This window comes from Nostoc sp. (assembly GCF_036917815.1).
Lineage (GTDB): Bacteria > Cyanobacteriota > Cyanobacteriia > Cyanobacteriales > Nostocaceae > Nostoc.
This window is the reverse complement of the sequence record NZ_JBALEK010000075.1, coordinates 1-22,374: the sequence shown is the minus strand read 5'-3', so window position 1 is coordinate 22,374 and position 22,374 is coordinate 1. Positions and strand designations below refer to the sequence as shown.

The following is a 22,374-nucleotide window of genomic DNA, read 5'->3' as shown; positions in this document are numbered from 1 at the left end:
GTACTGGGCAAGAAAATATGAATCAGATTTGCTTGGGATCTAAATTCCCATCTAAATCTTCCCAGTCCCCAGTCCCTAGTTCAATACCACTTGATGTCCAGGGTAATCATGATTGGTTAATTCTACCAAAGCATTTTTTTCTACCATGCTTAATTTTGAGTCTATTCGTGCCACAGCAATGCAAAAAGTCCCATACGATTGGGCTTTGATCAAAAACCTGCTTTCACCAGAAGCAAGCTTAGAACTAACTGCGAGTTTTCCCCACGAAGAGTTTCGCCTATCGGAGGGAGAGGGATATGGATACTCTTGGGGAAAGATGCTTGCAACTAGCGAGGATATTTCCTTGATGCTCAAATCTAGCGATAATCGCTGGCGAGAGCGGATGGCACAAGGCAGACTTACTTATGACTTGAGACACCTGAGTAAAGTCTGGCGACAGTTGATAGAAGGACTGTGGACAGATTCTTACCGCGCAGCTTTAGCTGAAATATCTGGGTTGCAACTAAAGGACTGTGTAATGGATATTGGATTTCGCCGATATCAATTAGGACAGTTGCATCACCCTCATACAGACGAGCCGAACAAAGTTTTAACTCATCTGCTATTTTTCAATCAACAATGGTCTGTAGAGTGGGGAGGCTGTTTGCGAATTCTCAAAGACTCCCAGCCGGAATCTGCCTTCCAAGATATTCTACCCCTTAGTGATTCCTCAGTTGCGATCGCACGTTCTGACAATTCTTGGCATACGGTTACTCCGCTTAATTGCCCTGCATCTGAGTCTCGGCTAGCTTTACGAGTTGCTTTTTTTCGGAACGATCGCCTTTCAGATTTTGGAGAAACCCAGCTAGCTGCGTAGTAATCAAGTATTTTCTCTCAACTTTTGTCAGAAAATCAGCCTCCTGATTTTCTGGTTCTTCCTTTTCCTGATTAATCGTAAAAAAGTGTTCAAATTCAAAAGCTGACTATGACTAATCCTACAGAATTACTGCGCGAGCGCTACGGTGAAGTTCCCTTCAATCACGAAATTGACTGGAACGATTCTCTAGAAACGCTAATAGCCCACCGTTCAGTTCGGTCTTATCTATCCGCTCCTTTACCACCAGGAACTCTGGAATGGCTAGTTGCTGCTGCTCAATCTGCTCCTAGTTCAGCTAATATGCAAACTTGGAGTGTGGTAGCAGTTGAAGATCAAGAGCGCAAAGCCGAATTATGCAGGCTGGCTAATAACCAAGTATGGATTAACCAAGCTCCCGTATTCTTCGTTTGGTTAGCAGATTTAGGTCGTCTAGCTCATGTTGCTGACAGTTGCGGACTAACTCCCGTAGCTCTGGATTACGTAGAACTGTTGGTTAAAGCAATAGTGGATGCTTCAGTCGCAGCCCAAAATGCGATTGTCGCTGCTGAATCTATTGGTTTAGGGACGGTATATATCGGCGCAATCCGCAAAAGTACTCAAGAGGTAGCCACGTTATTGAATTTGCCACCTTTTGTATTCCCTGTGTTTGGGTTGTGTGTGGGTTATCCCAATCCTGAAGCACAACCTGTTGTTAAGCCGCGTCTACCCCAGCCAGCCGTATTCCATCGGGAAACTTATAAATTGGCAGAGCAAGATGAAGCGATCGCTCACTATAATGATATCATGAAAGAGTTCTACACTGAACAAAAGATGAATGTCGCTGGTGATTGGTCGCAACACTCAGCCGAGCGAATAGCCACTTTAGACTATTTAAAAGGGTGTAAGGATTTGCGTGAGACTCTGAATAACTTCGGCTTCAAGTTGTTATAAAAGGAGTCAACAGCCAATAAGGTTCGGTTAAGAATATTTGTAGGTTGGGTTTCACTTCGTTCAAGCCAACCTACATATTAACTTCTGATATCTGCACCAAAGCTTCTGACATTTAAAGACTCAAAACCCTACACTGAGTCTCAAAAGATGATTTCGGTGCGTAAGTCCTAAAATAGACCCGCTAACTCGCCAGCCCCAGCAATTCTCCTGCTTGAAACCTTTGTACGAATTTGGGGAATCTGAAGGCATTTAAGCAGTCCACAGGCAAAGAATTTAATAGGTATTCCAGCAAGCTTTATCTTTCAAAAAAGGGCTGAACTGTCAAAATAGCTCTTGTCATGAGAATTGCTGATCAAAAATGTAGAATTAACCCGCGAAACAAAAGGAGCTTCAAACAATGAATAATCTATCTACTAAAGACCTCAACAGACTACGCTCTCAAGGCAAAATAATTGTTAGTCGAGTGGAGATTTTCATAGAAACTTACTTATCAGAAGTTTCCCTTGATGAAAATCTGGTTAACGAAACCTTAGAAGAGATCATCAAGGCTGCGAATAACTTAACAACCGCAGCATCCAAGATGAAAACCGCCGAAGCCGGACATAAACTCAACGGTTCAAAATAGTTTAATAGTGCTGACTTTAACCCCATAGCTAAATAATGGGGATTGAATACAGTTCCGTTAGCGGTAGCGGGGCGTTTAGCCCGTGCTGAGTAATCTATGCTAGATACTCAGCACTATTTCGGTTATGGAGATAAATGAATCTAGCCTATTAGGAAATACCATGCTCAAAGGGATAATTTCAAAGTTAAATAACTCGCTGCAAAGAAATACAATTGTACGTAACCTGGAGTTTTTTCAAGACTTTATTATCATTTCTCTCTGCCTTGGTTTATTCTGTGTGATGATCATCCGACTGGGAGATATGTTCTTCTCTTTTTTGAGTCCATTAGATTTGCGGCAAGTAACATCTGATATCCTATTCATTTTGATTTTGGTAGAGTTGTTCCGCCTGTTAATTGATCATCTACAACAACAGCGAACATCCGTGGCCGCAGCAGTGGAAATTACTATTGTTTCTGCTTTAAGAGAGGTAATTTTACGTGGTGTACTCGAAGTTCCCCGTGACCAAATTTTTGGAATAGCTCTATTTTTATTAGTACTAGCGGGAATCCTTGTAACTTTACCTTGGATATCTCGCTTTTTTGAACAGGTCAAAATTGCTACCCCAGAAACAACGCAAACTTTGGCTGAAAATCTTCTATCTTCTGATTAATTGTAACCACACATACTGTTTGAAAATTAGTTAGCGATCGCAAGTAGTTTTGCCAGGTGTATGATATTTTACTGGCACACTCAATGTTGTCTGATTTTGTGAATGAGTTGATTAACTTTCGCCTTCCCGCAGGGTAGGGGCGCAGAAGCAAGCAGATAATTAGCCACTAATTAACGAAAGTTTATACTGAGAACAACCTTAGCCATACCTAAACTGACAGTTAAAACAGCAGATAGTAGACCATCAATGTCAAAATACTGAATCTGATGATGGGAAAATAAAGGTGAGTAATGCCCAACCCCAAACTTGCTAGGCCATTCACCCAAAACAGATAAACAGCGACTTTCATCAGTCAAAATCTATGACTTCAACCGTTCCCACTCAAACTCGAAAGCCACCTACCCAAGCAATAGCAGCCAAAATCTTCCACTCTTGTAACATCATTAGTCTGTTTATCATGCTCACCAGTGGACTACAAATTTACAACGCCAACCCTGTTTTTGGTGGACGTGCAGGTTTGCACATTCCTCCAATATTTACCTTAGGAGGTTGGCTTGCAGGAGGTAGACACTGGCATTTTGCAGCAATGTGGCTATTCTCGTTAAATCTCTTGTGGTATGGAATTTACATTTTAATTACCCGACGCTGGCGACATCGATTTGTCGGTGCCAATGATTTCAAAGCATTACAAAAAAGTCAAAATTCCCAGCGTCTAATTTATGCTTGGCATCGTATTGCTTATACAGCAATTATTCCTATCTTGCTGCTGGCGTTATTTACAGGCATAGGAATGTATAAACCTGCTCAATTTCCCTGGATTGTGGATGTCTTTGGCAGTTGGCAAGCATTGCGAATCGTTCACTTTGCCTCAGTGCCGATGGTTATCTTATTTGCAGTGATTCACTCAGGGTTAGGGCGGAAAGCTGGAGGCACTAAACTCTCAGAATCGATGTTTTAGTAAACAATCTTTTTTTTACCGATAAATATGAACTTTTTTGATAAATTGAATCGTAATATCTTGCAAAATCAAAGCTTACTGTTTGTAGGACTTGATCCAAATCCAGAAATGATGCCTGTGCGTTATGAATCGGAAGAACTCATTGCCGGTTTGGAAAAGTGGTTAAAATTCATTATTGCAGAAACTGCTGATTTCGTTTGTGCCTATAAACCAACACTTGGCTTTTACGAAGCGTTAGGTATTCCCGGTTTAGATCTGCTGTATAAAACTTTAGCAGCTATTCCAGCCCACATCCCAGTTATTTTAGATGCCAAACACAGTGACTTAAATACTAGTACCATCTTTGCCCGCACTGTGTTTACAGAATGGCAGGTAGATGCAATCACTCTCAGTCCCTATACAGGACAAGATCATGTAGCACCTTTTTTGGTCTATCCTGATAAAGCGGTGTTTATTTTATGCTGTACTTCTAATCGAGGTGCAGAAGCTTTACAGCAATATCCGACAAAGGAATCACCCCTTTATTTACAAGTAGTAAAAGAATCAAAAACCTGGGGAACTCCAGAACAATTGGGTTTGGAAGTTGGTACTACAAATCCTGAAGTTTTAGCACTTATTCGAGCCGTTGCGCCGGAAAGAATTATTATGGCGCGTAGCATCTGGGCGGAGGGTCAAAACCTGAAGCAAATTTTAGAAGCAGGTTTGAATACTAACGGTGATGGTTTGCTGATTCCTGTTCCTCAAGATATGTTGGCAAACACACAATTATCTCACGATATCCAATCTCTACGCGCAGAAATTAATCAAATCAAAACTGAAATTATTCATGAAAATTCCACTTGTTCTGTGTGGTTCCCTGATGTTTGTTTGCTAAATCAGCACCCGCAACAAGATTTAATTTTACAACTTTATGACATTGACTGTATTATGTTTGGCAGCTTTGTCCAAGCATCAGGAGCGATATTTCCTTATTACATCGACTTACGCAAAATTATTTCCAATCCCCAAGTTTTTAATCAAGTTCTCACTGCATATCAGGATATTTTGAAGAATCTGATTTTTGATAGGTTAGCAGGTATTCCCTACGGTTCTTTGCCTACGGCGACAGGTTTGGCTTTGCGCCTTCATTGTCCAATGATTTTTCCGCGTAAAGAGGTGAAGGCACATGGAACTCGGAGAGTAATTGAGGGTAACTTTCACCCTGGTGAAACAGTTGTGGTGGTTGACGATATTCTCATTAGCGGCAAAAGTGTCATGGAAGGGGCAGGAAAGTTGGAATCAGCAGGATTAAAGGTTAATGATATTGTGGTATTTATCGACCATGAACAAGGAGTGAAAGATCGGTTACAGCAAAATGGTTATCGCAGTCATGCGGTTTTAACTATTTCCGAAATTACTAATACTCTGTATCAAGCAGGGCGAATAAATGAGGAGCAATTTTTAGCTTTTGCTGAAAGTTAGTAGTTGGAATAATGGAGAGGGGGGATTAAGGGGGGTAATTCGACTTGTGTGTACAACTTCCTATACTTCCCCTTTGGCATATTTAATTACCGGGTTCAATGTAGTAACTAGAATAATTTTGATTTTGAAATTGATTATGAATTTTTCACTCAATCAACTACTTAAATGGTTAATCTTTACGCTGCTATTTCCTCTAGTTTTTATCAATGGTTGGCTAGCATTTTTGCTTGTTAAAAGTTTTCAACCTGTTGTCACAATTCTTGTCTTGGCTAGTTTACTTGCATTCGTTTTAAACTACCCTGTTTCGATTCTGCAACAGGGGGGAGTTAAACGCAGCTATGCAGTAGCATTAGTTTTTATATTAGCATTGGTAATTGTTGCGGCTCTGGGTATCACTTTAGTTCCCATTGTTTTAGAGCAATTTAATGAGATGGTTAAAGTATTTCCCCAATGGGTTGATTCTAGCGAAGAAAAACTTCAGATTGTAAATGATTGGTTTTTTAGGCACAAATTAAATGCTAATATCAGCAATTTATTAACACAAATAACTGACAAATTGCCCAATGAATTAGAGTTTGTTTCAGACAAACTTTTAAGCATTATTCTAGATGCTATTGATAGTGTTTCTGAGTCATTAATCACAGTAGTACTAACTTTTTACCTGTTGTTAGATGGCCCAAGAATTTGGGAGGCGATATTTAAGAAGTTACCAGGAAGTTTTGCCCAAAAGGTAAGTCAATCTATTCAGCAAAACTTCCAAAATTACTTGATTGGTCAGGTAACTTTGGCCTTGCTGATGGGCGTTTCAGTAACATTATTGTTTTTAGGTTTTCAAGTCCAGTTTGGTTTACTCTTTGGTTTGGGAGTTGGGGTTTTGAGCTTAATTCCCTTTGGTGATGTCGTCAGTCTGATTGTAATAACTTTCATCATAGCTACCCACGACTTTTGGCTAGCAGTGAAGGTTTTGGCGGTAGCTGTTGTCATTGACCAGTTAATTGATCAAGCGATCGCACCCCGATTATTAGGTAAATTTACTGGACTTAGACCTATATGGGTATTAATTGCTTTGCTTGTCGGAACTAATGTTGCTGGAGTCTTGGGTTTGCTAGTCGCGGTACCTGTAGCTGGTTTTATCAAAGATGTCGCAGATGGTTTTTCTACATCTGGTAATTCTGATCGGGTGGGTGAGGGTGAAGCAGCATCAGAATTGTTGTCAGAGAAATCAATATCGCAATGATTAGTGGATTTGCGTGGAATAAGGGTAGCACAGCTATCATTAGTGTCAGCTTAAGCGAAACCTCGTTTCTAGCCTCTGGCTGGAAATGTTCCTCATCGCAGCTCTGCCGCCAATCAAAAGGCGGAGCCAATACGGTTCGGTTAAGGTTTTTTGATGAAAATTCGAGATCACAAAGACGCGATAAATCGCCATCAAAACGAAAGACTGATTATTGTAGAGACGGCGATTCATCGCGTCTCTTGCCTTAACCGAACAGTATTGAAGGCGGAGCCTCTCATTACTCATTCCCAGTCTGAGACTAGAAACGAGATAATTCGTTAATTTCTAGATCCGCACAGCTGTGGGTAGGTGGGTATTGCCCACTCAAAAGGAATTGCATAAAAAAACCCCTAGCATTTATACTAGGGGTGAGAAATAATACTATTTCACTTGATGTTTGTCTGAGATGACCCTGTTTGTACCTCTGCTCTACGCAAGAGGCTAGAGTGTTTCTCAAATATTACAGCAAAAAGCGATCGGGTATAAAATTAGCCAGCACTTGCCAAAAGTAACTCTCGTTTTTCTGATTTTCGTACTTTTACCTGAGAGTCGTCATCAACATCGATAAGGGCTGTGTCTCCATCTGTAATTTCACCAGACAGCATTGCTTCAGCCAGAGAATCTTCTAAAAGGCGCATAATTGCCCGACGTAATGGCCTAGCACCATAGCTGGGGTTGTAACCTTCTTGTACCACAAGCTCTTTGAAGCGATCGCTAACTTCCAAGATAATTCCCTTTTCCGTCAACCGACCAGCAACTTCACGAAGCATAATCTCCGCGATTTGCTTCACTTCATCCCTAGATAGTTGGGTGAAGACGATAATCTCATCGAGACGGTTGAGGAACTCAGGACGGAAGTAAGCTTTCAATTCCTCATTTACCAAGGTGCGGATGCGGTTATAACTAGCGTCGGCTTGAGTGTCGAAGTCAAAGCCTAAGCCACTACCACCTTTTTCAATCACCTTGGAACCGATGTTAGAAGTCAAAATGATCAGCGTGTTCTTGAAGTCCACTTTCCGACCTTTAGCATCGGTAAGATGACCGTCATCCAAGAGTTGCAGCAGCATATTGAATACATCGGGGTGTGCTTTTTCGATTTCGTCGAATAGCAGCACTGAGTATGGTTTCCGCCGCACGGCTTCTGTAAGTTGTCCGCCTTCGTCGTATCCGACATAACCAGGAGGCGAACCAATTAGCTTGGCGACGGTGTGGCTTTCCATGTATTCGGACATATCTAACCGAATCATCGAGTCTTCCGCACCGAAGAAGTAGGCAGCTAGCGCCTTCGCCAATTCAGTTTTACCAACTCCAGTGGGACCAGAGAAGATAAAGCTTGCAATGGGACGATTGGGATTTTTTAGTCCGACGCGGGCGCGACGGATACCGCGAGATACAGCCGACACTGCTTGCTCTTGTCCAATGAGCCTCTGATGCAGAGTGTCTTCTAGGTGCAGGAGCAACTCTGACTCAGATTCAGTTAGTTTGTTAACTGGTACGCCAGTCCAAGAGGCAACTATTTGGGCGATGTCTTCTTCGTCAACTACAGTCGAGTTGACAGGTTGATCGTTTTGTGTAAAGGTTGCTTGTAGTTGTTCTGCGAGTTTCAATTCTTGGTCACGTAGGGTTCCAGCTTTGTCAAAATCTTGGACTCTGACTGCTGCTTCTTTTTCTTTGGTAACGCCGGCGAGTTCACGCTTAAGTTCTTTATTGGGAGAACTTTGGGAGTTCCGCAGACGAACGCGAGAACCTGCTTCATCAATCAAGTCTATTGCCTTATCGGGCAAGAAGCGATCGCTAATATAGCGGTCTGATAATTCGGCTGCTGCGACAAGTGCTGCATCCAAAATTGTGACTTTGTGGTGTTGTTCATAAGCACCGCGCAAGCCGTAAAGAATTTGTACGGTTTCCTCTACTGAGGGTTCACCAACCTTAATTGGTTGGAAACGACGCTCTAGGGCGGCATCACGCTCGATATGCTTACGATACTCATCAAGGGTAGTTGCGCCGATACACTGGAGTTCACCTCGTGCTAAGGCAGGTTTGAGAATGTTGGCTGCATCCAAGCCACCTTCTGTACCACCAGCGCCAACCAAGGTGTGAATTTCGTCAATCACCAGGATGATGTTGCCGACAGTGCGAACTTCTTCTACGACTTTTTTGATGCGTTCTTCAAAATCGCCACGGAAGCGAGTTCCAGCTACCAATGACCCCATATCGAGGCTGATAACTTGCTTGCCTTGTAAGGTTTCGGGAACATCTTGGTTGATAATACGTTGAGCTAGACCTTCTGCGATCGCAGTTTTGCCAACTCCTGGTTCTCCAATCAACACTGGGTTATTCTTAGTGCGGCGACCGAGAATTTGAATCGCCCGCTCAATTTCCTTCTCACGACCAACTACCGGGTCGAGTCTGCCTTCTTGGGCTAATTTGGTCAAATTCCTGCCATACTCTTCCATCGTTAGCGGTTGGGTGCGCTTTTGATTACCACCACCAGCGAAAGCTGGTGAATTTTCACCCAAACGGCGAACTATGGCACTGCGGACACTCTTGAAGTCAACTCCTAGATTTTGCAGCACTTTGGCGGCGACACCTTCACCAGCCTCGGTCAATCCTAAGAGTAAGTGTTCAGTGTTAATGTAATTCTGTCCCAGACTATGAGCTTCTTTAAAGGATTGCTCGAAGAGGCTTTTCACCTTGGGGGTAAAAGGAATTTCTGGTGGTACAAAGCCAGAACCCCTACCAATAATTTTTTCTACCTCGCGGCGGGCATCTTTGAGGTTAACGCCTAATTCGGCCAGCACTTTAGCAGCCACCCCAGTTCCTTCTCCCATCAAACCCAGGAGAATTTGTTCAGTTCCTACGAAATTGTGTCCCAGGCGACGTGCTTCCTCCTGAGCTAACATAATTACTCTAATGGCTTCGGAAGTGAAGTGTTCAAACATAATGGGTTATTGCTCCCTCGCTGCTTGGACTTTGGGTGAGATAAAATTCACCCTCATCTAAAGTTTTTTGTATTTTCTTAAGGACTAATGTAACTTTATTTAAAGTTAAGTGGCAGTGGTGAGAGCCGTAAGACATCAGGTGTACTTGCCGTCTAATGTTAGTTAAGAGTGGGGAGTGATGAGTTAGGAGTTTTAGGTAAGTAATGGGTTATCAATTTTACAATTAGTTTTTCAGTGCAGAAGATTATTTGATTTTGCCTTTTCTGCTCCTCTGCTCTCGGCTAAACTTAAAAACCAAGACTCAGCACTCTTAACTTATAACTTATAACTCCTAACTCTTAACGTACAGACGCGATTAATCGCGTCTCTGATCACTCAGGATTGACGATGACTGAAGCAATGGCTGGTAAAGACCAACAACATCCACTTTATAACCGCGATCGCCCCCTTATTGATATTTTACTCTCTCAAGAGGCGACAGACTATAACTTAGCAGAATTCGGTAGACTGCGAATGCGTTATCAAGGGTTTCCAGGGGCGAGAGATATCCAAAAAGACTTGGATAAAGTCTTGCAGCAGTGGGGTTTGACCGAAGCCGAGCTTTTTGAGAAAACTCGTCAAATTCACGATTTAGGGGGAATTTATAAAAGTCGTGGTAAGAAAGATGAACAGGATTGGAATTAGGGCATGGGGCATTGATCTTTATTGTCGTCTCTTTGTTGGCAATGCGATCGCCCGCATAACTCCGGCTATTTTGATTATTATAAGTGGGCAGAAGTGGTCTGAAAAAATAAAATATTTGTAGGTTGGGTTGAGCAAAGTGAAACCCAACAAAATCAACGATTATTGGTGTTGGGTTTAGGAACGAAACCAGGCGAGTGGTGTTGATGAGCTTCAACACCTTGCTTTGCAGTAAAATACCCTACTTAAAATTGTCAACCTGTGTTACCTCTTTCCCCGTCTCCCGTTGCTTACCATACTCCCGTAGCTGCTTCAAAAGGTCTTCTTGGGATGAATTAGAGACAGACTGACTGGGTATTGGTTGAAGGTTAGTGTCGGCAGTTTCAAAATTAGCAGGTGAGGGATTAATTGTATAGATGGGTAAAGACTTGTCGTGAAACACCGCCTGTTGGGTTGGTGCTGGAGTAGGAATTAGATTATTTGGTTTGCTCACAGCAGCTTTTACCGAGTCTAGAGTAGTAGCAACTTGTACTTGTTGCTGCATCTCTTGTGTAGAAGATACTAAATGACTTAGACCATTGACCAATTGCAGCAGATTTTTGCGGAAAGTCGGATCGCCTGTCAATTCATCTAAATCAGATGTAATTTTTTGGGTATTTTCAAAGGTTACTCGTGCTGAATCTAAAGTTTGTTGCAGCACCACTATATTCTTTGGATCATTTAAGGTTTTAGAAGCATCGCGTAAATTAGCTGAGGCTTGCGCTGCATTTGCTGAAAGAGTTTCTAAGTTGTTGAGTAATTCTCCTTTAGTCAATCGATTCACAGATGGTGATAAGCTACTGACTGTAACACGCAGTTGGTTGCTGGTTTCGGTGATATTGTTCAAAGCCCCAACTAGCGCCGAACGATTTGTTGTCAACAGATTATCCAGGTTGTTCAGCAAATGATTTGCTTGAGTTGCAGTTGTACCGAATTTATTTAGAGTTTGAGTTGTGGATGTACTAAGTTGGTTTGTCGCCCGTTGCACTGAATTAGCCGTGGTGGAAAAGGTATTAAGTTGTTGTCGTAAGCTTTTGGTCAAACCTCGAAGATCCTGACTTAACTCTGTAAAACTGGATGCTGCACCTGTAGTTGCTTCCAGAACCCCATTGATATTTTTATATACTTTTGGGTTATTGTATGCATCGGCTAGCTGAGTTGAACTACGAATTAGTTCATCAACACTGATGCCAACCTGACCTTTTAACCGAGAGCCATTACAGACTATGAGACTGGAATCACAATTTTTATCTAGGGGTTTAGCAGTTACAACCCCAGCAGGTAAGATTGTTTTTGGTGTGATGTCGATAATACTTTCGCTAATTAACCCGCTCTGATTAGCTTCCACCACTACATTCCGGGGGATAATTAGGTCAGTTTGGGCAATTTCAATTTCTACATCAATAGCATTTGGTCCTGGTCGAACGTGGGAAATAGTTCCTACCTTGACACCACGATAGCGAACTGCTGCTCCCTTTTGCATTCCGCCAGCGTTAGCAAATTCCACAATAACTTTGTATGAACGGCCAGCAGCAGTGAATCTATTTAACCACAGAAAGAGTAATCCAAATACCCCTAGTCCTAGCAGGAGTAATAACCCTACAGAACCTTCTCTAAATGTTCGCCCAGACGCGAAGCTGCTTGTCATAAGACCTCGCATTTTTTTGCCTCCACCAACAACCAACAACCAATTAGGAGTTAGGAGTTAGGAGTTGAATTTAACTCTTAACTTCTTAGTTCTTAACTCTTAACTTCTCATTCTTAACTCATAATTCCTCATTCTTAACTCCTGACTTTTAAGTTTCTAGCCTGCAACTTTAATCGGCCCTTTCACACTTCCACTGATAAATTGTCTGATCAACGGATCTTCTGTGTTGTATATTTCACTAACTGTACCCTGCCACTGCACTCTACCTTCATAGAGAAATATAAGTCTATCAGATGTGCGGCGGATGGTGCTGTCTTGGTGGGTAACAACAGCATAAGTACTACAAACCCCATGTAAACATTGCAAATAGCGGATTAAATCTTCGATTACTGTTGAGGCAATGGGATCAAGTCCGGCTGTTGGTTCATCGTATAGTAGAACTTCTGGGCCTTCAGTGGGACTATCGGGGTTAGACATAATTGCACGGGCAAAACTCACCCGTTTTCGCATTCCTCCAGAAAGTTCGGCTGGATAGAGATTACCTACTGCTGGCAAACCTACCATCTCCAATTTTTCTTTTACCAAATCTTGAATGCGCGATCGCGGCAGCTTTGAATTCTGATAAAGTAAAAATCCCACATTCTCATCCACCGTCAGCGAATCAAATAGCGCCGCCTGCTGAAACACCATACCAATGCCAACCTGCTGGCCACCATCCTCAATCAAACCGTCTCGCCGCACTCCTTGCACATAAATTTCCCCTTCATCGGGACTAAGTAACCCCGCCATTATCCGTAAAATTGTTGATTTACCAGTCCCTGATGGCCCAATAATCCCCAGTGCTTCTCCCCGGTGAATGGTCAAGTCTACATTATCTAGAACTTTATGGCTACCAAAGGACTTAGAAACACCTTTCAGTTCAATCAATGGTTCAGTCATTAGTTATTAGTCATTGGTCATTGGTCATTGGTCAGTAGAAAATAAACAAATGACTACTGACAACTAACAAAGGACAAATATGCCCAACAGTGATGTCATAGTTATTGTTAGGGCATTGGAAATTACATTATAAGTATACGATTGGTATTCTGATTAGCAAACTTTATTTTTAGTCCTATTAACTCTCCAAAATCCTCTCAAGGCAAGGCTTAGTAACACACCCTAGTAATTGAATGTCTCAGCGAGGCGGAAGTAGCACTCCAGTTTTCTATGGACATCAGCAAGTCTATAACTAGTACCAGATTACTATAAGATGGAGCTAAAACTACTCAGATAACAACAAGAACTAACTAACTTACTATTAGCCCTTTCAAGGTGACTCAGAAAATCTCTGATTTCCTCTCTGCGCTGCGCCGGTTGCTTCTCCCAGGGGGAGACGCTACGCGTAGCTTGCTTCCCCGGAGGGGTACAAGTCGGGTCACCGCAAGGGCGCACTGGCAACTCTATAGCCTCTGCGGTTTAAAAGTAATTTATCTAACCTTATTAGGCGTAGAGAACACAGAGTCAAGAGGGATTCCTTGACCAAAATTTTACCAACCTTGAAAGGGCTACTAACTTACTATTTATGCGTTGACAGAAAGCATATAATATGTACTTAAGGTAAAAGCCATTCTCGAAACAGATTTTAAAAGAGTTTGAGCTGAAGTTGACACCAATGAGCAATGCGCTTTACCCCGACAACGCGGGTCTATTTACCATCAAAGTATAATAATTACTGTTAAAAATCAAAATAGAAATTATGAGTAGCCAATTAGAACAGTTTGCAAGCGATAATTCCTCTGGCATTTGTCCTGAAGCCCTGGAATATATGATTAGGGCAAATCAAGGTAGTGTTCCAGCTTATGGAAATGATGAATGGACTCAAAAAGCTAGTGATTATTTTCGGGAACTTTTTGAAATTGATTGTGAAGTATTTTTTACCTTTAACGGTACAGCCGCAAACTCTTTATCTTTAGCTGCCCTTTGTCAATCATATCACAGCGTTATTTGCCATGAAACATCTCACATAGAAACAGATGAATGTGGCGCACCTGAATTTGCATCTAATGGCTCTAAGCTGTTACTTGCTCAAGGTAAAAACGGCAAGTTAACATCAGAGTCTATAGAGGCAATTGTCACTAAGCGCACTGACATTCATTATCCCAAACCTAAAGTTATTAGCATTACACAATCAACTGAATTAGGAACTTTATACTCTATTGAAGAACTTTTAAGTATTAAAGAAGTTGCGAAAAAGCATAATTTAAAGATTCACATGGATGGCGCTCGTTTTGCAAATGCAGTTGCTGCTATGAATAAAAGCCCTGCTGAAATCACTTGGAAAAGTGGAGTTGATGTATTGTGTTTTTGTGGTACTAAGAATGGAATGGCATTAGGTGAAGCAATTATTTTCTTCAACAGAGCATTAGCAGAGGACTTTGATTATCGATGCAAGCAAGCAGGTCAGCTAGCCTCAAAAATGCGGTTTATTTCTGCTCCCTGGTTGGGTTTATTGGAAACTGGTGCTTGGCTAAAAAATGCCAGACATGCCAATCAATGTGCTGAATACTTAGAAAATCAACTATTAAATATAGAAGGCGTTGATTTGATGTTTCCTAGAGAAGCTAACGCCGTGTTTGTGAAATTACCTGAACAAGTCATTCAGAGTTTAAAAGCAAATAACTGGCAGTTTTATACATTTATTGGTGTGGGCGGAGTACGTTTTATGTGTTCTTGGAACACTACTCAATCAAGGATTGATGAATTGATTGGTGATATTAAAAATGCAACTAAGTAAGTGTGCATGAATAATCAAAGGTTTGTCGTCAGGGACTATATCTACTGACGACAAACCTTTAATTACTTTTACATTGCGTAACATAGGTTTATTTATTTTTGCCTAATTGCTTATTTTACATGGAATTTAAACTGCACTTTTGATTCCTGCCACAATCCTAAATGGTTATTTTTAGCATTGGCTTCTGCAATTAAAAATTGGGTTTTGGTCTCATAGCAATTTTCTAAAGATTCCCGGTCAACGACGGCATTACCTGACTCTACCAAAAGGAGATTTACTGACCGATTATCCACAAACACTTCACCAACTGGTTTACCATTTTTGAGTTGTTCTGTAGTTCTAATCACGACACGACTTTGAGGTGGTAGTAGCTGTTTAAGCCTTTGTGTTGCTGCTAAACCTGATTGCTGGTCAGTTGCCTCTGGTGCATTAATACACGCTAGCTTTATTGTAGTTGTTTGTCCGGCATTATCTTTAACCAAAATGGTGTTACCGTCTGCAACACCAACTATTGTGCCTAGCACTAAAATTAGTTCAACTAAAGACATAATTTTGTCTGCAATATTTTATGGATAAATATAATTTTATTTCAGTGCTTAGGTTATTAGTGTGATATAACTCACAAGATAGAGATATTATCTATTAATGATATTTATTGCAAATACCTGGCATTTATATCAATCAAAACTTCATTGAAGAATTACAGGTAATTCAACACTCACGGTAGTTCCTGTCAAGAGGTCAGAAGATATTAACAGTTTACCACTATGAGCATTGACGATGCCTTTGCTAATAGCAAGTCCTAGCCCAGTACCACAAGGTTTTGTAGAGAAGAATGGCTGAAAAAGTTTGGCGATAACTTCCGATGAAATTACCTCGCCGCCATTGTGGACATTAATGCAAACTTTATCTGTATGGGAACAATCTACTTCCCATTTAACAATATCTCCTGCTGAAACTGCTTCGCAAGCATTGCGGACAATGTTGATAAATACTTGTTTAAGTTTGTCCTTATCTCCCAAAATTTTTACCCTAGGCAACGCCGGAATAAATTCAATTTTTCGTTCCAAAGCTTCTGGCATTTCACGAATGCATACAAGCAACTCATGAATGAATTCATTCACCTCTAATTCACAAAGTTGCAATACTTGGGGCTTGGCGTAGAGCAAAATTTCACTTAGCAAACGTTCTAAACGACTAGCTTCGCTCAGTGCCAAGGCTAATCGCTCTTGAGCCGATTCAGTCAGAATACTTTTTCGGAAATACTTCAATCCCATGAGCATTGTAGTTAAGGGATTACGAATTTCATGCACAATAATAGCCGCAAATTCACCAATAGCTGCCAGTCGTTCCTGTTCTAAAAGCTTGGCTTGGGCTGCTTGTAATTCGGCGGTGCGTTTTTCTACCTCAATCTCCAGAATATGATTAAATTTGCACTGTTGTTGATAGAGATGATAGTTGTCAATTGCTGTTGCGGCTCGTTCAGCAAATAATTCTACTATTTGGATGTCTTCTTTTGTAAAATTACGTGGTTGCTGATTAAAAGAACAGATAGTACCAATCACTTCGCTTTCAGCAGTCCGCAATGGTATCCCTAAATATGCACAATAACCTTCTGGCGCTTGTCCATACTCTGGGTGTTTTTGAGCATCTTCCACCGCTAATGAATGACCCGTTTCGATAACAGTACCAGTTAGTAAACCATGTAGTGCATAAATATGTTCGCCTTCGCCCATTTCGAGACTACTCGCTAGAACAGTTTCAAACCCTTCTTGGCAAAAGGTAACTACTGTCCAATCAACTCCTATAAGTTCGCTGACTCCGCAGGCAATGTTGTGCAAATAGCTACCCAGTTCGCCAGTTCGATAGTTCAAAGAAGACAAACGTGCGATGATTTGCCGCTCACGTTGCCAAGTTTGCTTGTGCAACAACATTTCGTTATCACTGGTTTTGCTCATGGATGCTTATTGCATGAATGGAGAGTGGGTAAGAGTGTAGAGATGTACAGAGAGAGTTTTTTAAAGATAAAATAGGAGTCTTATTGTAGGATGATATTTAAGTCGTATTATTTTACTTGCTTGACTTTCTGAAGATATTTATAATTCTGGATTATTAATCTCCAATCATTTAACACAGCATTGCATTTTAATAGTTTTAACTCCTAACTCGTAAGTTTCTTTGTATGTCAGAACAACAGCAGTGGACTATCACAGCAACCGAACAACCGCCAGAGTGCTTTATCCAAGCAGTCAAGCAGTATACACCCGCATCAAATGGACTGTATGCAGCACAATTGTTATGGCAACGGGGAATTAAAGATGATCAACAATTAACGGCTTTTATCAACTATAAAGCTTATCAACCAGCAAGTGCTTTTGAGTTTGGACAAGAAATGCATCTAGCGATCGCACGGTTGCAACAAGCATACAATACTAAGGAAAAAATTGCCATCTGGGGAGACTTCGATGCTGATGGCATTACCGCTACATCTGTACTTTGGGATGGATTGGGGCAGTTTTTCGCTCAAAATACCCAGTTAAGTTACTACATTCCCAATCGCCTGAAAGAATCCCACGGACTTAATCACCAAGGGATTGATAATTTAGCAAAACAAGGTTGCAAATTAATAGTTACTTGCGATACAGGTAGCACAAACCTGGAGGAAATTATCTATGCAAAACAGCTAGGCATAGATGTCATAGTTACAGATCATCACACTTTACCCGCCGAACGCCCACCCGTTGCCGCGATTATCAATCCCCGCTATTTACCAAGGGAACATCACCTATTTCATCTTTCTGGCGTGGCGGTAGCTTATAAGTTGGTGGAAGGATTATATCACACTCTGCCTAATATTGCAAAATATCCCTTAGAGGATTTATTAGATTTAGTAGCAGTAGGATTAATTGCCGACTTAGTGCAGTTAAGTGGAGATTGCCGCTACTTGGCACAGATGGGAATTCAACGATTGCAAGAAGATTTTAAACTGCCAGTAGCAGCACGGCGGCGGCCAGGGGTGGGGCGATTATTAGAATTGTGCCAGAAAAGTGGCGATCGCCCCACAGATATTTCCTTTGGTTTGGGGCCAAGAATTAACGCCGTTAGCCGTATCCAAGGTGATGCGAGTTTCTGCGTAGAATTACTCACTAGTCGTGATGCCAAACGTTGTAACGAACTAGCCGAAGTTACAGAACTCGCAAACGCCCGCCGCAAATCTTTACAAAAAGATGTGCAAGCACAAGTAGCGCAAAAGCTCACCCAATTAGACTTATCAACCACCAGCGTCATTGTCCTAGAAGATGCCCAATGGCCTGCGGGTGTATTGGGTTTAGTCGCCGGACAGGTAGCACAAGAAACAGGTCGCCCGACTATTTTGTTAAGTACGGAAGGGAGTGGGGAAGATTTTACCCCTACTCCCCTCGCTCGTGGTTCCGCCCGTTCGGTGAATTCCGTTGATTTATACCAACTGGTGAAAGAGCAGGCACATTTGTTACATCGCTTTGGGGGACATCCCTTTGCGGCGGGTTTGAGTTTGTTGGTAGAGAATATTCCTTTATTTACTGCGGCGATTAATCAGCAGCTGCGGCAATCTTTAGGTAGTACAACTCTAACGCCAACTGTGCAAGCAGACTTGACGGTGACAGTAGCAGATTTGGGGAAAGAGTTATTTTTGGAACTGAAACTGCTAGAACCTTGTGGAATGGGTAATCCTGTTCCCAAATTGCTAATTCAAAACTGTTGGTTTGAAAATACTTGGCATCGCAATCAGCAGGATTGGCAAGGGAAAAAGGTACAGTACATTAAAACTGAGTTTGACATTCGGGATGATTCTAGCAGAAGTGCTTTTCCTGGCTTATGGTGGGGACACTACAAAGATGAATTGCCCATCGGAAGATGTGATTGCATAGCCGAACTAGACTACAACACCTTCAAAAAACGTTATGAAATCAGATTAATTGCTGTACGTCCCAGTGTTAACTCAGCACTCACGACTCGGAACGGGCTAAACGCCCCGCTACCGCTAACACCACTTATCTTAGACTGGCGTAACTTCCCCACTCCCCATTACCCCTTATCCCCAGAGGGGACCCCACCTTCCCCACTCCCCTCTCCTCCACTCTTGCTTGAAGATTGTCCTACGAATTGGGATGATTTACGCGCGTGGTTGCGGCGATGTCTAACGATCAGCCGTTCTGCGTCTGGGCTTGACAATCAGCAACAATTAGCGATCGCCTGGTCTAAACCCAACCACCAACCACCCAAACAAATTTGGTTGACTCTTGTCGGAATTGCCAAATATCTCAGTCGTACCAATCAACTAGTTACCCGCGTACAACTTTTAGAGAAAATCGGCATCAGCGACCAAACCTTACTTGTGGGAATCAAAGCTTTAAAATATTTAGGGTTCACGGTCAAATTACAAGACCGTTATTTACAATTTACCTGGAATCCAAGGGATAGTGCCGAAAACCTTGCCGATGCAGCAGTTACACGGTTTTTAGCTGCTGTCCGAGAAGAACAATTTCAGCGACAGTATTTTGCACAAGTGCCTTTATCTACTATCGTTGCGATCGCTAGCTACGACAATAATCACAGTTAAACCATATCTATCTTGAAACCTGTAGTTTTTCCCTGATGAAAAGGATTTGCCCTCATCCCCCAACCCCTTCTCCCAGATCTGGGAGAAGGGGAGGCAGAATATAGAATTCGCGGCTACACAAACGAAGTCCACCTCCGTGGACTAATACAAAATAAAGGATTCTTAACCCACGTTCGCGTAGCGTTCCGCAAGGAAAGGTGGGTTTTGCCTCGTGTAGACGCGGTTTCTAACCGCCCTTTTAGCTTAAGTTGACACGCATGGACAGCGACTAGCTTACAACGTAGGCATAAATGCAAGCATTGATGAAACAAATCTTTTCGCGGGGTGCTTGATTCTTTTGTCTGTATTGTGATAGTTTTCTTTCTAGTCCCTAAAATAACTATAAATCTATCGAGTTACCGTAGTTTGTTAAGTATCATTAACCTAGTTACAGGGATTTGGAGTTAAGAAGAAATAGCTATAGCGGTTCTCCAATGGAAGCAATACACTTTGACCTCTCTCCAAACCTCTCTCCTAAAAGGAGAGAGGCTTTGAAATCTTACTCCCCAACGCTAGTAGGGAAGGGGCTGGGGGTTAGGTCCGTATTGCATTCAACCGAGAAGCGCTACAATCTATCGAGCTTATCTATTGCAGGCAGTACATCGTGAACCACCGATCTAGAAATTCATCTCTAAGCCAGGGCATCCTCTATGAGTAAAATACGTGCTGTAATTGTTGATCCGAATGTGGTTGGACGTTTGGCACTGAGTGAAGTGACTGCACCAACACCTGCCCCAGATGAGGCACTAGTCAGAGTGGCCGCGATTTCTCTCAATCGGGGAGAGGTGAAACGTTCAACCACTGCTGAGGCTGGTTGGCAGCCTGGTTGGGACTTGGCAGGTGTAGTAGAAACCCCGGCTGTCGATGGTTCAGGGCCTCCCCAAGGGACGCGTGTTGTTGGCAGCTTGGGCCGCGCCGGTGCTTGGGCAGAACTCGTATCTGTTCCCACCAATGCCTTAGCAGAAGTGCCGCCATCGGTATCCTTTGCTCAAGCTGCCACACTGCCTGCAGCGGGTTTAACCGCGTATCATGCAGTACTAAAAGGTGGTTCGCTGTTAGGTCGTTCAGTTCTAGTTACAGGTGCATCAGGAGGTGTTGGTTACTTTGCTATCCAATTGGCGCAACTGTCAGGGGCGCACGTCGTAGCATACATTCGTCAAGCTGGCTATGAGACTCTGGTTAGAGAAGCAGGGGCACAATCGGTGGTGATTGGCGAAGACCTCTCACCCGCCAGCGAATATGGTCCCTATGATCTAATTATAGAATCAGTGGGTGGCAAGACTTTGGGGGTAGCCCTGAGCTTACTGGCACAGGATGGAAAAACTGTGCTGTATGGAGTATCTGGGGGAGCAGAAGTAACATTCAACGCCGCTCAATTTTATGGGACTGGTGGCGTGAGTTTGTATGGTTTACGTCTGTTCGATGAACTGAGATTTGAATCAGCCGCAGTCGGTCTAAAACGGCTTTTGAGTCTAGTAGAAGCAGGTAAGTTGCGCCCTCACATTGGTTTAGAAGCTTCTTGGACACAAATAGCTGATGTAGCGCAACAATTACTCGACAGGCGTTTTCCTGGTAAGGCTGTGTTACACATTTCCAATTGAGTATTAGCTGATGGCATGGGGGATAACAATGATTTCTGGTTCAAATTAGATCAGCTTGTAGCCGCTAGTAATCTCAAGATAGATCGGCCAAAAGGTACATCACATCCACGTTATCCATCCTTCGTTTATCCACTCGACTATGGATACTTAGAAAACACTCGCTCTGGAGATGGATCTGATATTGATGTCTGGATCGGAAGCTTGTCTAGTAGAACAGTCACCGCGATCATTTGTAGTGTTGACTTGCAGAAGCGGGATACAGAAATCAAAATACTTCTGGGCTGTACCTCTGAGGAAAATCAAACCATCTTGAATATCCACAATATAGGCTCTCAATCAGCAATATTGTTGGTTCGCAAGTAAATTACATTTTTGAGCGTAAGTTTGTATGAGCTTAGAACTAAAACTATCAGGGAAAACAGCGATCGTCACTGGAGGAAGTGCGGGAATTGGTTTAGCCACCGCCAAAGCACTTTATAGTGAAGGTGTGAGTGTTGCAATCGCATCTCGCAATCAAGAACGCTTAGATCGGGCAGTAGCTGACATCCAATCTTTACCTACCCCAGGCGCTAAAGTTATTGCCATCAGCGCCGATTTGACTAAAGCAGAGGATGTTGAGAAAGTTGTCTCCACAACATTGACCCAGTTTAATCAGATTGATATCTTGATTAATAATGCAGGTTCAGCCCGTGCTGGGTCTTTCCTAGAATCCACAGATGATTTATTTTTGGATGCTTGGAACTTAAAATTATTGGGCTATATCCGCTTAGTTAGAGCCGTCGTCCCCCATCAAAAAAGTCGCGGTGATGGCCGGATTGTCAATATAGTCGGCGGTGCAGGACGCACACCTCGGCCTAACTTCCTAGCTGGTGGTACGAGTAATGCGGCTTTGCTGAACTTCACAAAGGGCATTTCTAAAGAGTTAGCCGAGTATAAAATTCGCATTAATGCTATCTCTCCTGGCGCTACAGCTACCGAGCGTGCCGAGACTTTAGCGCGGCAAAACGCCCAAGCCCAAGGGATCACCGTCGAGGAAGTAAAGTCACAAAACATCCAAAGTATTCCTTTAAAAAGAATCGCCCAGCCAGAAGAAATTGCTGCCCTGGCGCTATTTTTGGTGTCTGATCTAGCTGCATCGATTACAGGAACAGAGATTATCGTTGATGGCGGATCTACCCCTGGTATTTAACAGTAGAGACGCGATGAATCAGACGCGATGAATCAGACGCGATGAATCAGACGCGATGAATCAGACGCGATGAATCAGACGCGATGAATCAGACGCGATGA

Annotated in this window: 19 protein-coding genes; 13 read left to right on the top strand and 6 right to left on the bottom strand. The window is 42.5% G+C overall.

The annotated features are described in order from the left end of the window. Nucleotides 1-145 precede the first annotated feature (145 nt). The 4 genes from V7K97_RS23325 (at nt 146) to V7K97_RS23310 (ending at nt 3,063) form a co-directional block, all read left to right on the top strand. Nucleotides 146-856, top strand: a complete 711-nt coding sequence (locus V7K97_RS23325; RefSeq protein ID WP_334803368.1) for a 2OG-Fe(II) oxygenase — start codon at nt 146-148, stop codon at nt 854-856. Between the two features lie 108 nt (nt 857-964). Then, nucleotides 965-1,786, top strand: coding sequence for an NADPH-dependent oxidoreductase (locus V7K97_RS23320; protein ID WP_334803367.1), 822 nt, complete (start codon nt 965-967; stop codon nt 1,784-1,786). Between the two features lie 397 nt (nt 1,787-2,183). Then, on the top strand, nt 2,184-2,411 hold the full coding sequence (locus V7K97_RS23315) for a hypothetical protein (protein WP_334803366.1): 228 nt from the start codon (nt 2,184-2,186) through the stop codon (nt 2,409-2,411). A 160-nt stretch (nt 2,412-2,571) separates the two neighbouring features. Continuing rightward, on the top strand, nt 2,572-3,063 hold the full coding sequence (locus V7K97_RS23310; protein WP_334803376.1) for a phosphate-starvation-inducible PsiE family protein: 492 nt from the start codon (nt 2,572-2,574) through the stop codon (nt 3,061-3,063). 170 nt (nt 3,064-3,233) lie between these two features. Here the strand turns inward: V7K97_RS23310 and V7K97_RS23305 are convergent, their stop codons facing one another. Then, entirely contained in the window at nt 3,234-3,419 is a 186-nt protein-coding gene (locus V7K97_RS23305) for a hypothetical protein (protein ID WP_334803365.1), read from the bottom strand. Nucleotides 3,420-3,424: 5 nt separating this feature from the next. Here V7K97_RS23305 and V7K97_RS23300 point away from each other — a divergent pair, with 5 nt between their 5' ends. From V7K97_RS23300 to V7K97_RS23290, 3 genes are all read left to right on the top strand, one after another. After that, nucleotides 3,425-4,021: a cytochrome b/b6 domain-containing protein gene (locus V7K97_RS23300; RefSeq protein WP_334803364.1), complete on the top strand. Its 597-nt coding sequence runs from the start codon at nt 3,425-3,427 to the stop codon at nt 4,019-4,021. A 27-nt stretch (nt 4,022-4,048) separates the two neighbouring features. Further along, nucleotides 4,049-5,482, top strand: a complete 1,434-nt coding sequence (locus V7K97_RS23295) for a bifunctional orotidine-5'-phosphate decarboxylase/orotate phosphoribosyltransferase (protein WP_334803363.1) — start codon at nt 4,049-4,051, stop codon at nt 5,480-5,482. Between the two features lie 136 nt (nt 5,483-5,618). Continuing rightward, nucleotides 5,619-6,719 carry an AI-2E family transporter gene (locus V7K97_RS23290; protein WP_334803362.1) on the top strand — a complete coding sequence of 367 codons (1,101 nt, stop codon included), beginning with the start codon at nt 5,619-5,621 and terminating at the stop codon, nt 6,717-6,719. Between the two features lie 527 nt (nt 6,720-7,246). Here the strand turns inward: V7K97_RS23290 and V7K97_RS23285 are convergent. Then, nucleotides 7,247-9,700, bottom strand: a complete 2,454-nt coding sequence (locus V7K97_RS23285; RefSeq protein ID WP_334803361.1) for an ATP-dependent Clp protease ATP-binding subunit — start codon at nt 9,698-9,700, stop codon at nt 7,247-7,249. A gap of 387 nt (nt 9,701-10,087) precedes the next feature. Here V7K97_RS23285 and V7K97_RS23280 point away from each other — a divergent pair, with 387 nt between their 5' ends. Next, on the top strand, nt 10,088-10,384 hold the full coding sequence (locus tag V7K97_RS23280; protein ID WP_334803360.1) for a DUF3288 family protein: 297 nt from the start codon (nt 10,088-10,090) through the stop codon (nt 10,382-10,384). 238 nt (nt 10,385-10,622) lie between these two features. On the opposite strand, the gene V7K97_RS23275 is transcribed toward V7K97_RS23280, so the two are convergent. Together V7K97_RS23275 and V7K97_RS23270 are read right to left on the bottom strand one after the other, a co-directional pair. Then, nucleotides 10,623-12,080, bottom strand: coding sequence for an MlaD family protein (locus V7K97_RS23275; protein ID WP_334803359.1), 1,458 nt, complete (start codon nt 12,078-12,080; stop codon nt 10,623-10,625). 144 nt (nt 12,081-12,224) lie between these two features. After that, complete coding sequence (locus tag V7K97_RS23270; RefSeq protein WP_334803358.1) at nt 12,225-13,007, bottom strand: ABC transporter ATP-binding protein; 783 nt, start codon at nt 13,005-13,007, stop codon at nt 12,225-12,227. Between the two features lie 799 nt (nt 13,008-13,806). Between V7K97_RS23270 and V7K97_RS23265 the strand changes: the two genes are divergently transcribed. Next, the gene (locus tag V7K97_RS23265) at nt 13,807-14,844 is read left to right on the top strand and encodes a threonine aldolase family protein (protein WP_334803357.1); all 1,038 of its coding nucleotides are present in this window, start codon (nt 13,807-13,809) and stop codon (nt 14,842-14,844) included. Nucleotides 14,845-14,954: 110 nt separating this feature from the next. Here V7K97_RS23265 and V7K97_RS23260 read toward each other — a convergent pair whose 3' ends face one another. Together V7K97_RS23260 and V7K97_RS23255 are read right to left on the bottom strand one after the other, a co-directional pair. Beyond that, nucleotides 14,955-15,392, bottom strand: coding sequence for a thermonuclease family protein (locus V7K97_RS23260; RefSeq protein WP_334803356.1), 438 nt, complete (start codon nt 15,390-15,392; stop codon nt 14,955-14,957). Nucleotides 15,393-15,533: 141 nt separating this feature from the next. Then, nucleotides 15,534-16,802 (bottom strand): ATP-binding protein, encoded by a 1,269-nt coding sequence (locus V7K97_RS23255; protein WP_334803355.1) that lies wholly within the window; start codon nt 16,800-16,802, stop codon nt 15,534-15,536. Nucleotides 16,803-17,026: 224 nt separating this feature from the next. On the opposite strand from V7K97_RS23255, the gene recJ reads away from it, so the two are divergent. From recJ to V7K97_RS23235, 4 genes are all read left to right on the top strand, one after another. Beyond that, nucleotides 17,027-19,444: a single-stranded-DNA-specific exonuclease RecJ gene (gene recJ, locus V7K97_RS23250; RefSeq protein ID WP_334803354.1), complete on the top strand. Its 2,418-nt coding sequence runs from the start codon at nt 17,027-17,029 to the stop codon at nt 19,442-19,444. Nucleotides 19,445-20,133: 689 nt separating this feature from the next. Further along, nucleotides 20,134-21,084 (top strand): zinc-binding dehydrogenase, encoded by a 951-nt coding sequence (locus V7K97_RS23245; RefSeq protein ID WP_334803353.1) that lies wholly within the window; start codon nt 20,134-20,136, stop codon nt 21,082-21,084. A 15-nt stretch (nt 21,085-21,099) separates the two neighbouring features. Further along, nucleotides 21,100-21,447, top strand: coding sequence for a hypothetical protein (locus V7K97_RS23240; protein ID WP_334803352.1), 348 nt, complete (start codon nt 21,100-21,102; stop codon nt 21,445-21,447). A 25-nt stretch (nt 21,448-21,472) separates the two neighbouring features. Beyond that, the gene (locus V7K97_RS23235; RefSeq protein WP_334803350.1) at nt 21,473-22,273 is read left to right on the top strand and encodes an SDR family oxidoreductase; all 801 of its coding nucleotides are present in this window, start codon (nt 21,473-21,475) and stop codon (nt 22,271-22,273) included. Nucleotides 22,274-22,374: the final 101 nt, after the last annotated feature.

Bases quoted from the DNA above. Each gene is read 5' to 3' on its own strand.
- V7K97_RS23325 (WP_334803368.1), top strand. From the start codon at position 146: ATGCTTAATTTTGAGTCTATTCGTGCCACAGCAATGCAAAAAGTCCCA.
- V7K97_RS23320 (WP_334803367.1), top strand. From the start codon at position 965: ATGACTAATCCTACAGAATTACTGCGCGAGCGCTACGGTGAAGTTCCC.
- V7K97_RS23315 (WP_334803366.1), top strand. From the start codon at position 2,184: ATGAATAATCTATCTACTAAAGACCTCAACAGACTACGCTCTCAAGGC.
- V7K97_RS23310 (WP_334803376.1), top strand. From the start codon at position 2,572: ATGCTCAAAGGGATAATTTCAAAGTTAAATAACTCGCTGCAAAGAAAT.
- V7K97_RS23300 (WP_334803364.1), top strand. From the start codon at position 3,425: ATGACTTCAACCGTTCCCACTCAAACTCGAAAGCCACCTACCCAAGCA.
- V7K97_RS23295 (WP_334803363.1), top strand. From the start codon at position 4,049: ATGAACTTTTTTGATAAATTGAATCGTAATATCTTGCAAAATCAAAGC.
- V7K97_RS23290 (WP_334803362.1), top strand. From the start codon at position 5,619: ATGAATTTTTCACTCAATCAACTACTTAAATGGTTAATCTTTACGCTG.
- V7K97_RS23285 (WP_334803361.1), bottom strand. From the start codon at position 9,700: ATGTTTGAACACTTCACTTCCGAAGCCATTAGAGTAATTATGTTAGCT.
- V7K97_RS23280 (WP_334803360.1), top strand. From the start codon at position 10,088: ATGACTGAAGCAATGGCTGGTAAAGACCAACAACATCCACTTTATAAC.
- V7K97_RS23275 (WP_334803359.1), bottom strand. From the start codon at position 12,080: ATGCGAGGTCTTATGACAAGCAGCTTCGCGTCTGGGCGAACATTTAGA.
- V7K97_RS23270 (WP_334803358.1), bottom strand. From the start codon at position 13,007: ATGACTGAACCATTGATTGAACTGAAAGGTGTTTCTAAGTCCTTTGGT.
- V7K97_RS23265 (WP_334803357.1), top strand. From the start codon at position 13,807: ATGAGTAGCCAATTAGAACAGTTTGCAAGCGATAATTCCTCTGGCATT.
- V7K97_RS23260 (WP_334803356.1), bottom strand. From the start codon at position 15,392: ATGTCTTTAGTTGAACTAATTTTAGTGCTAGGCACAATAGTTGGTGTT.
- V7K97_RS23255 (WP_334803355.1), bottom strand. From the start codon at position 16,802: ATGAGCAAAACCAGTGATAACGAAATGTTGTTGCACAAGCAAACTTGG.
- recJ (WP_334803354.1), top strand. From the start codon at position 17,027: ATGTCAGAACAACAGCAGTGGACTATCACAGCAACCGAACAACCGCCA.
- V7K97_RS23245 (WP_334803353.1), top strand. From the start codon at position 20,134: ATGAGTAAAATACGTGCTGTAATTGTTGATCCGAATGTGGTTGGACGT.
- V7K97_RS23240 (WP_334803352.1), top strand. From the start codon at position 21,100: ATGGGGGATAACAATGATTTCTGGTTCAAATTAGATCAGCTTGTAGCC.
- V7K97_RS23235 (WP_334803350.1), top strand. From the start codon at position 21,473: ATGAGCTTAGAACTAAAACTATCAGGGAAAACAGCGATCGTCACTGGA.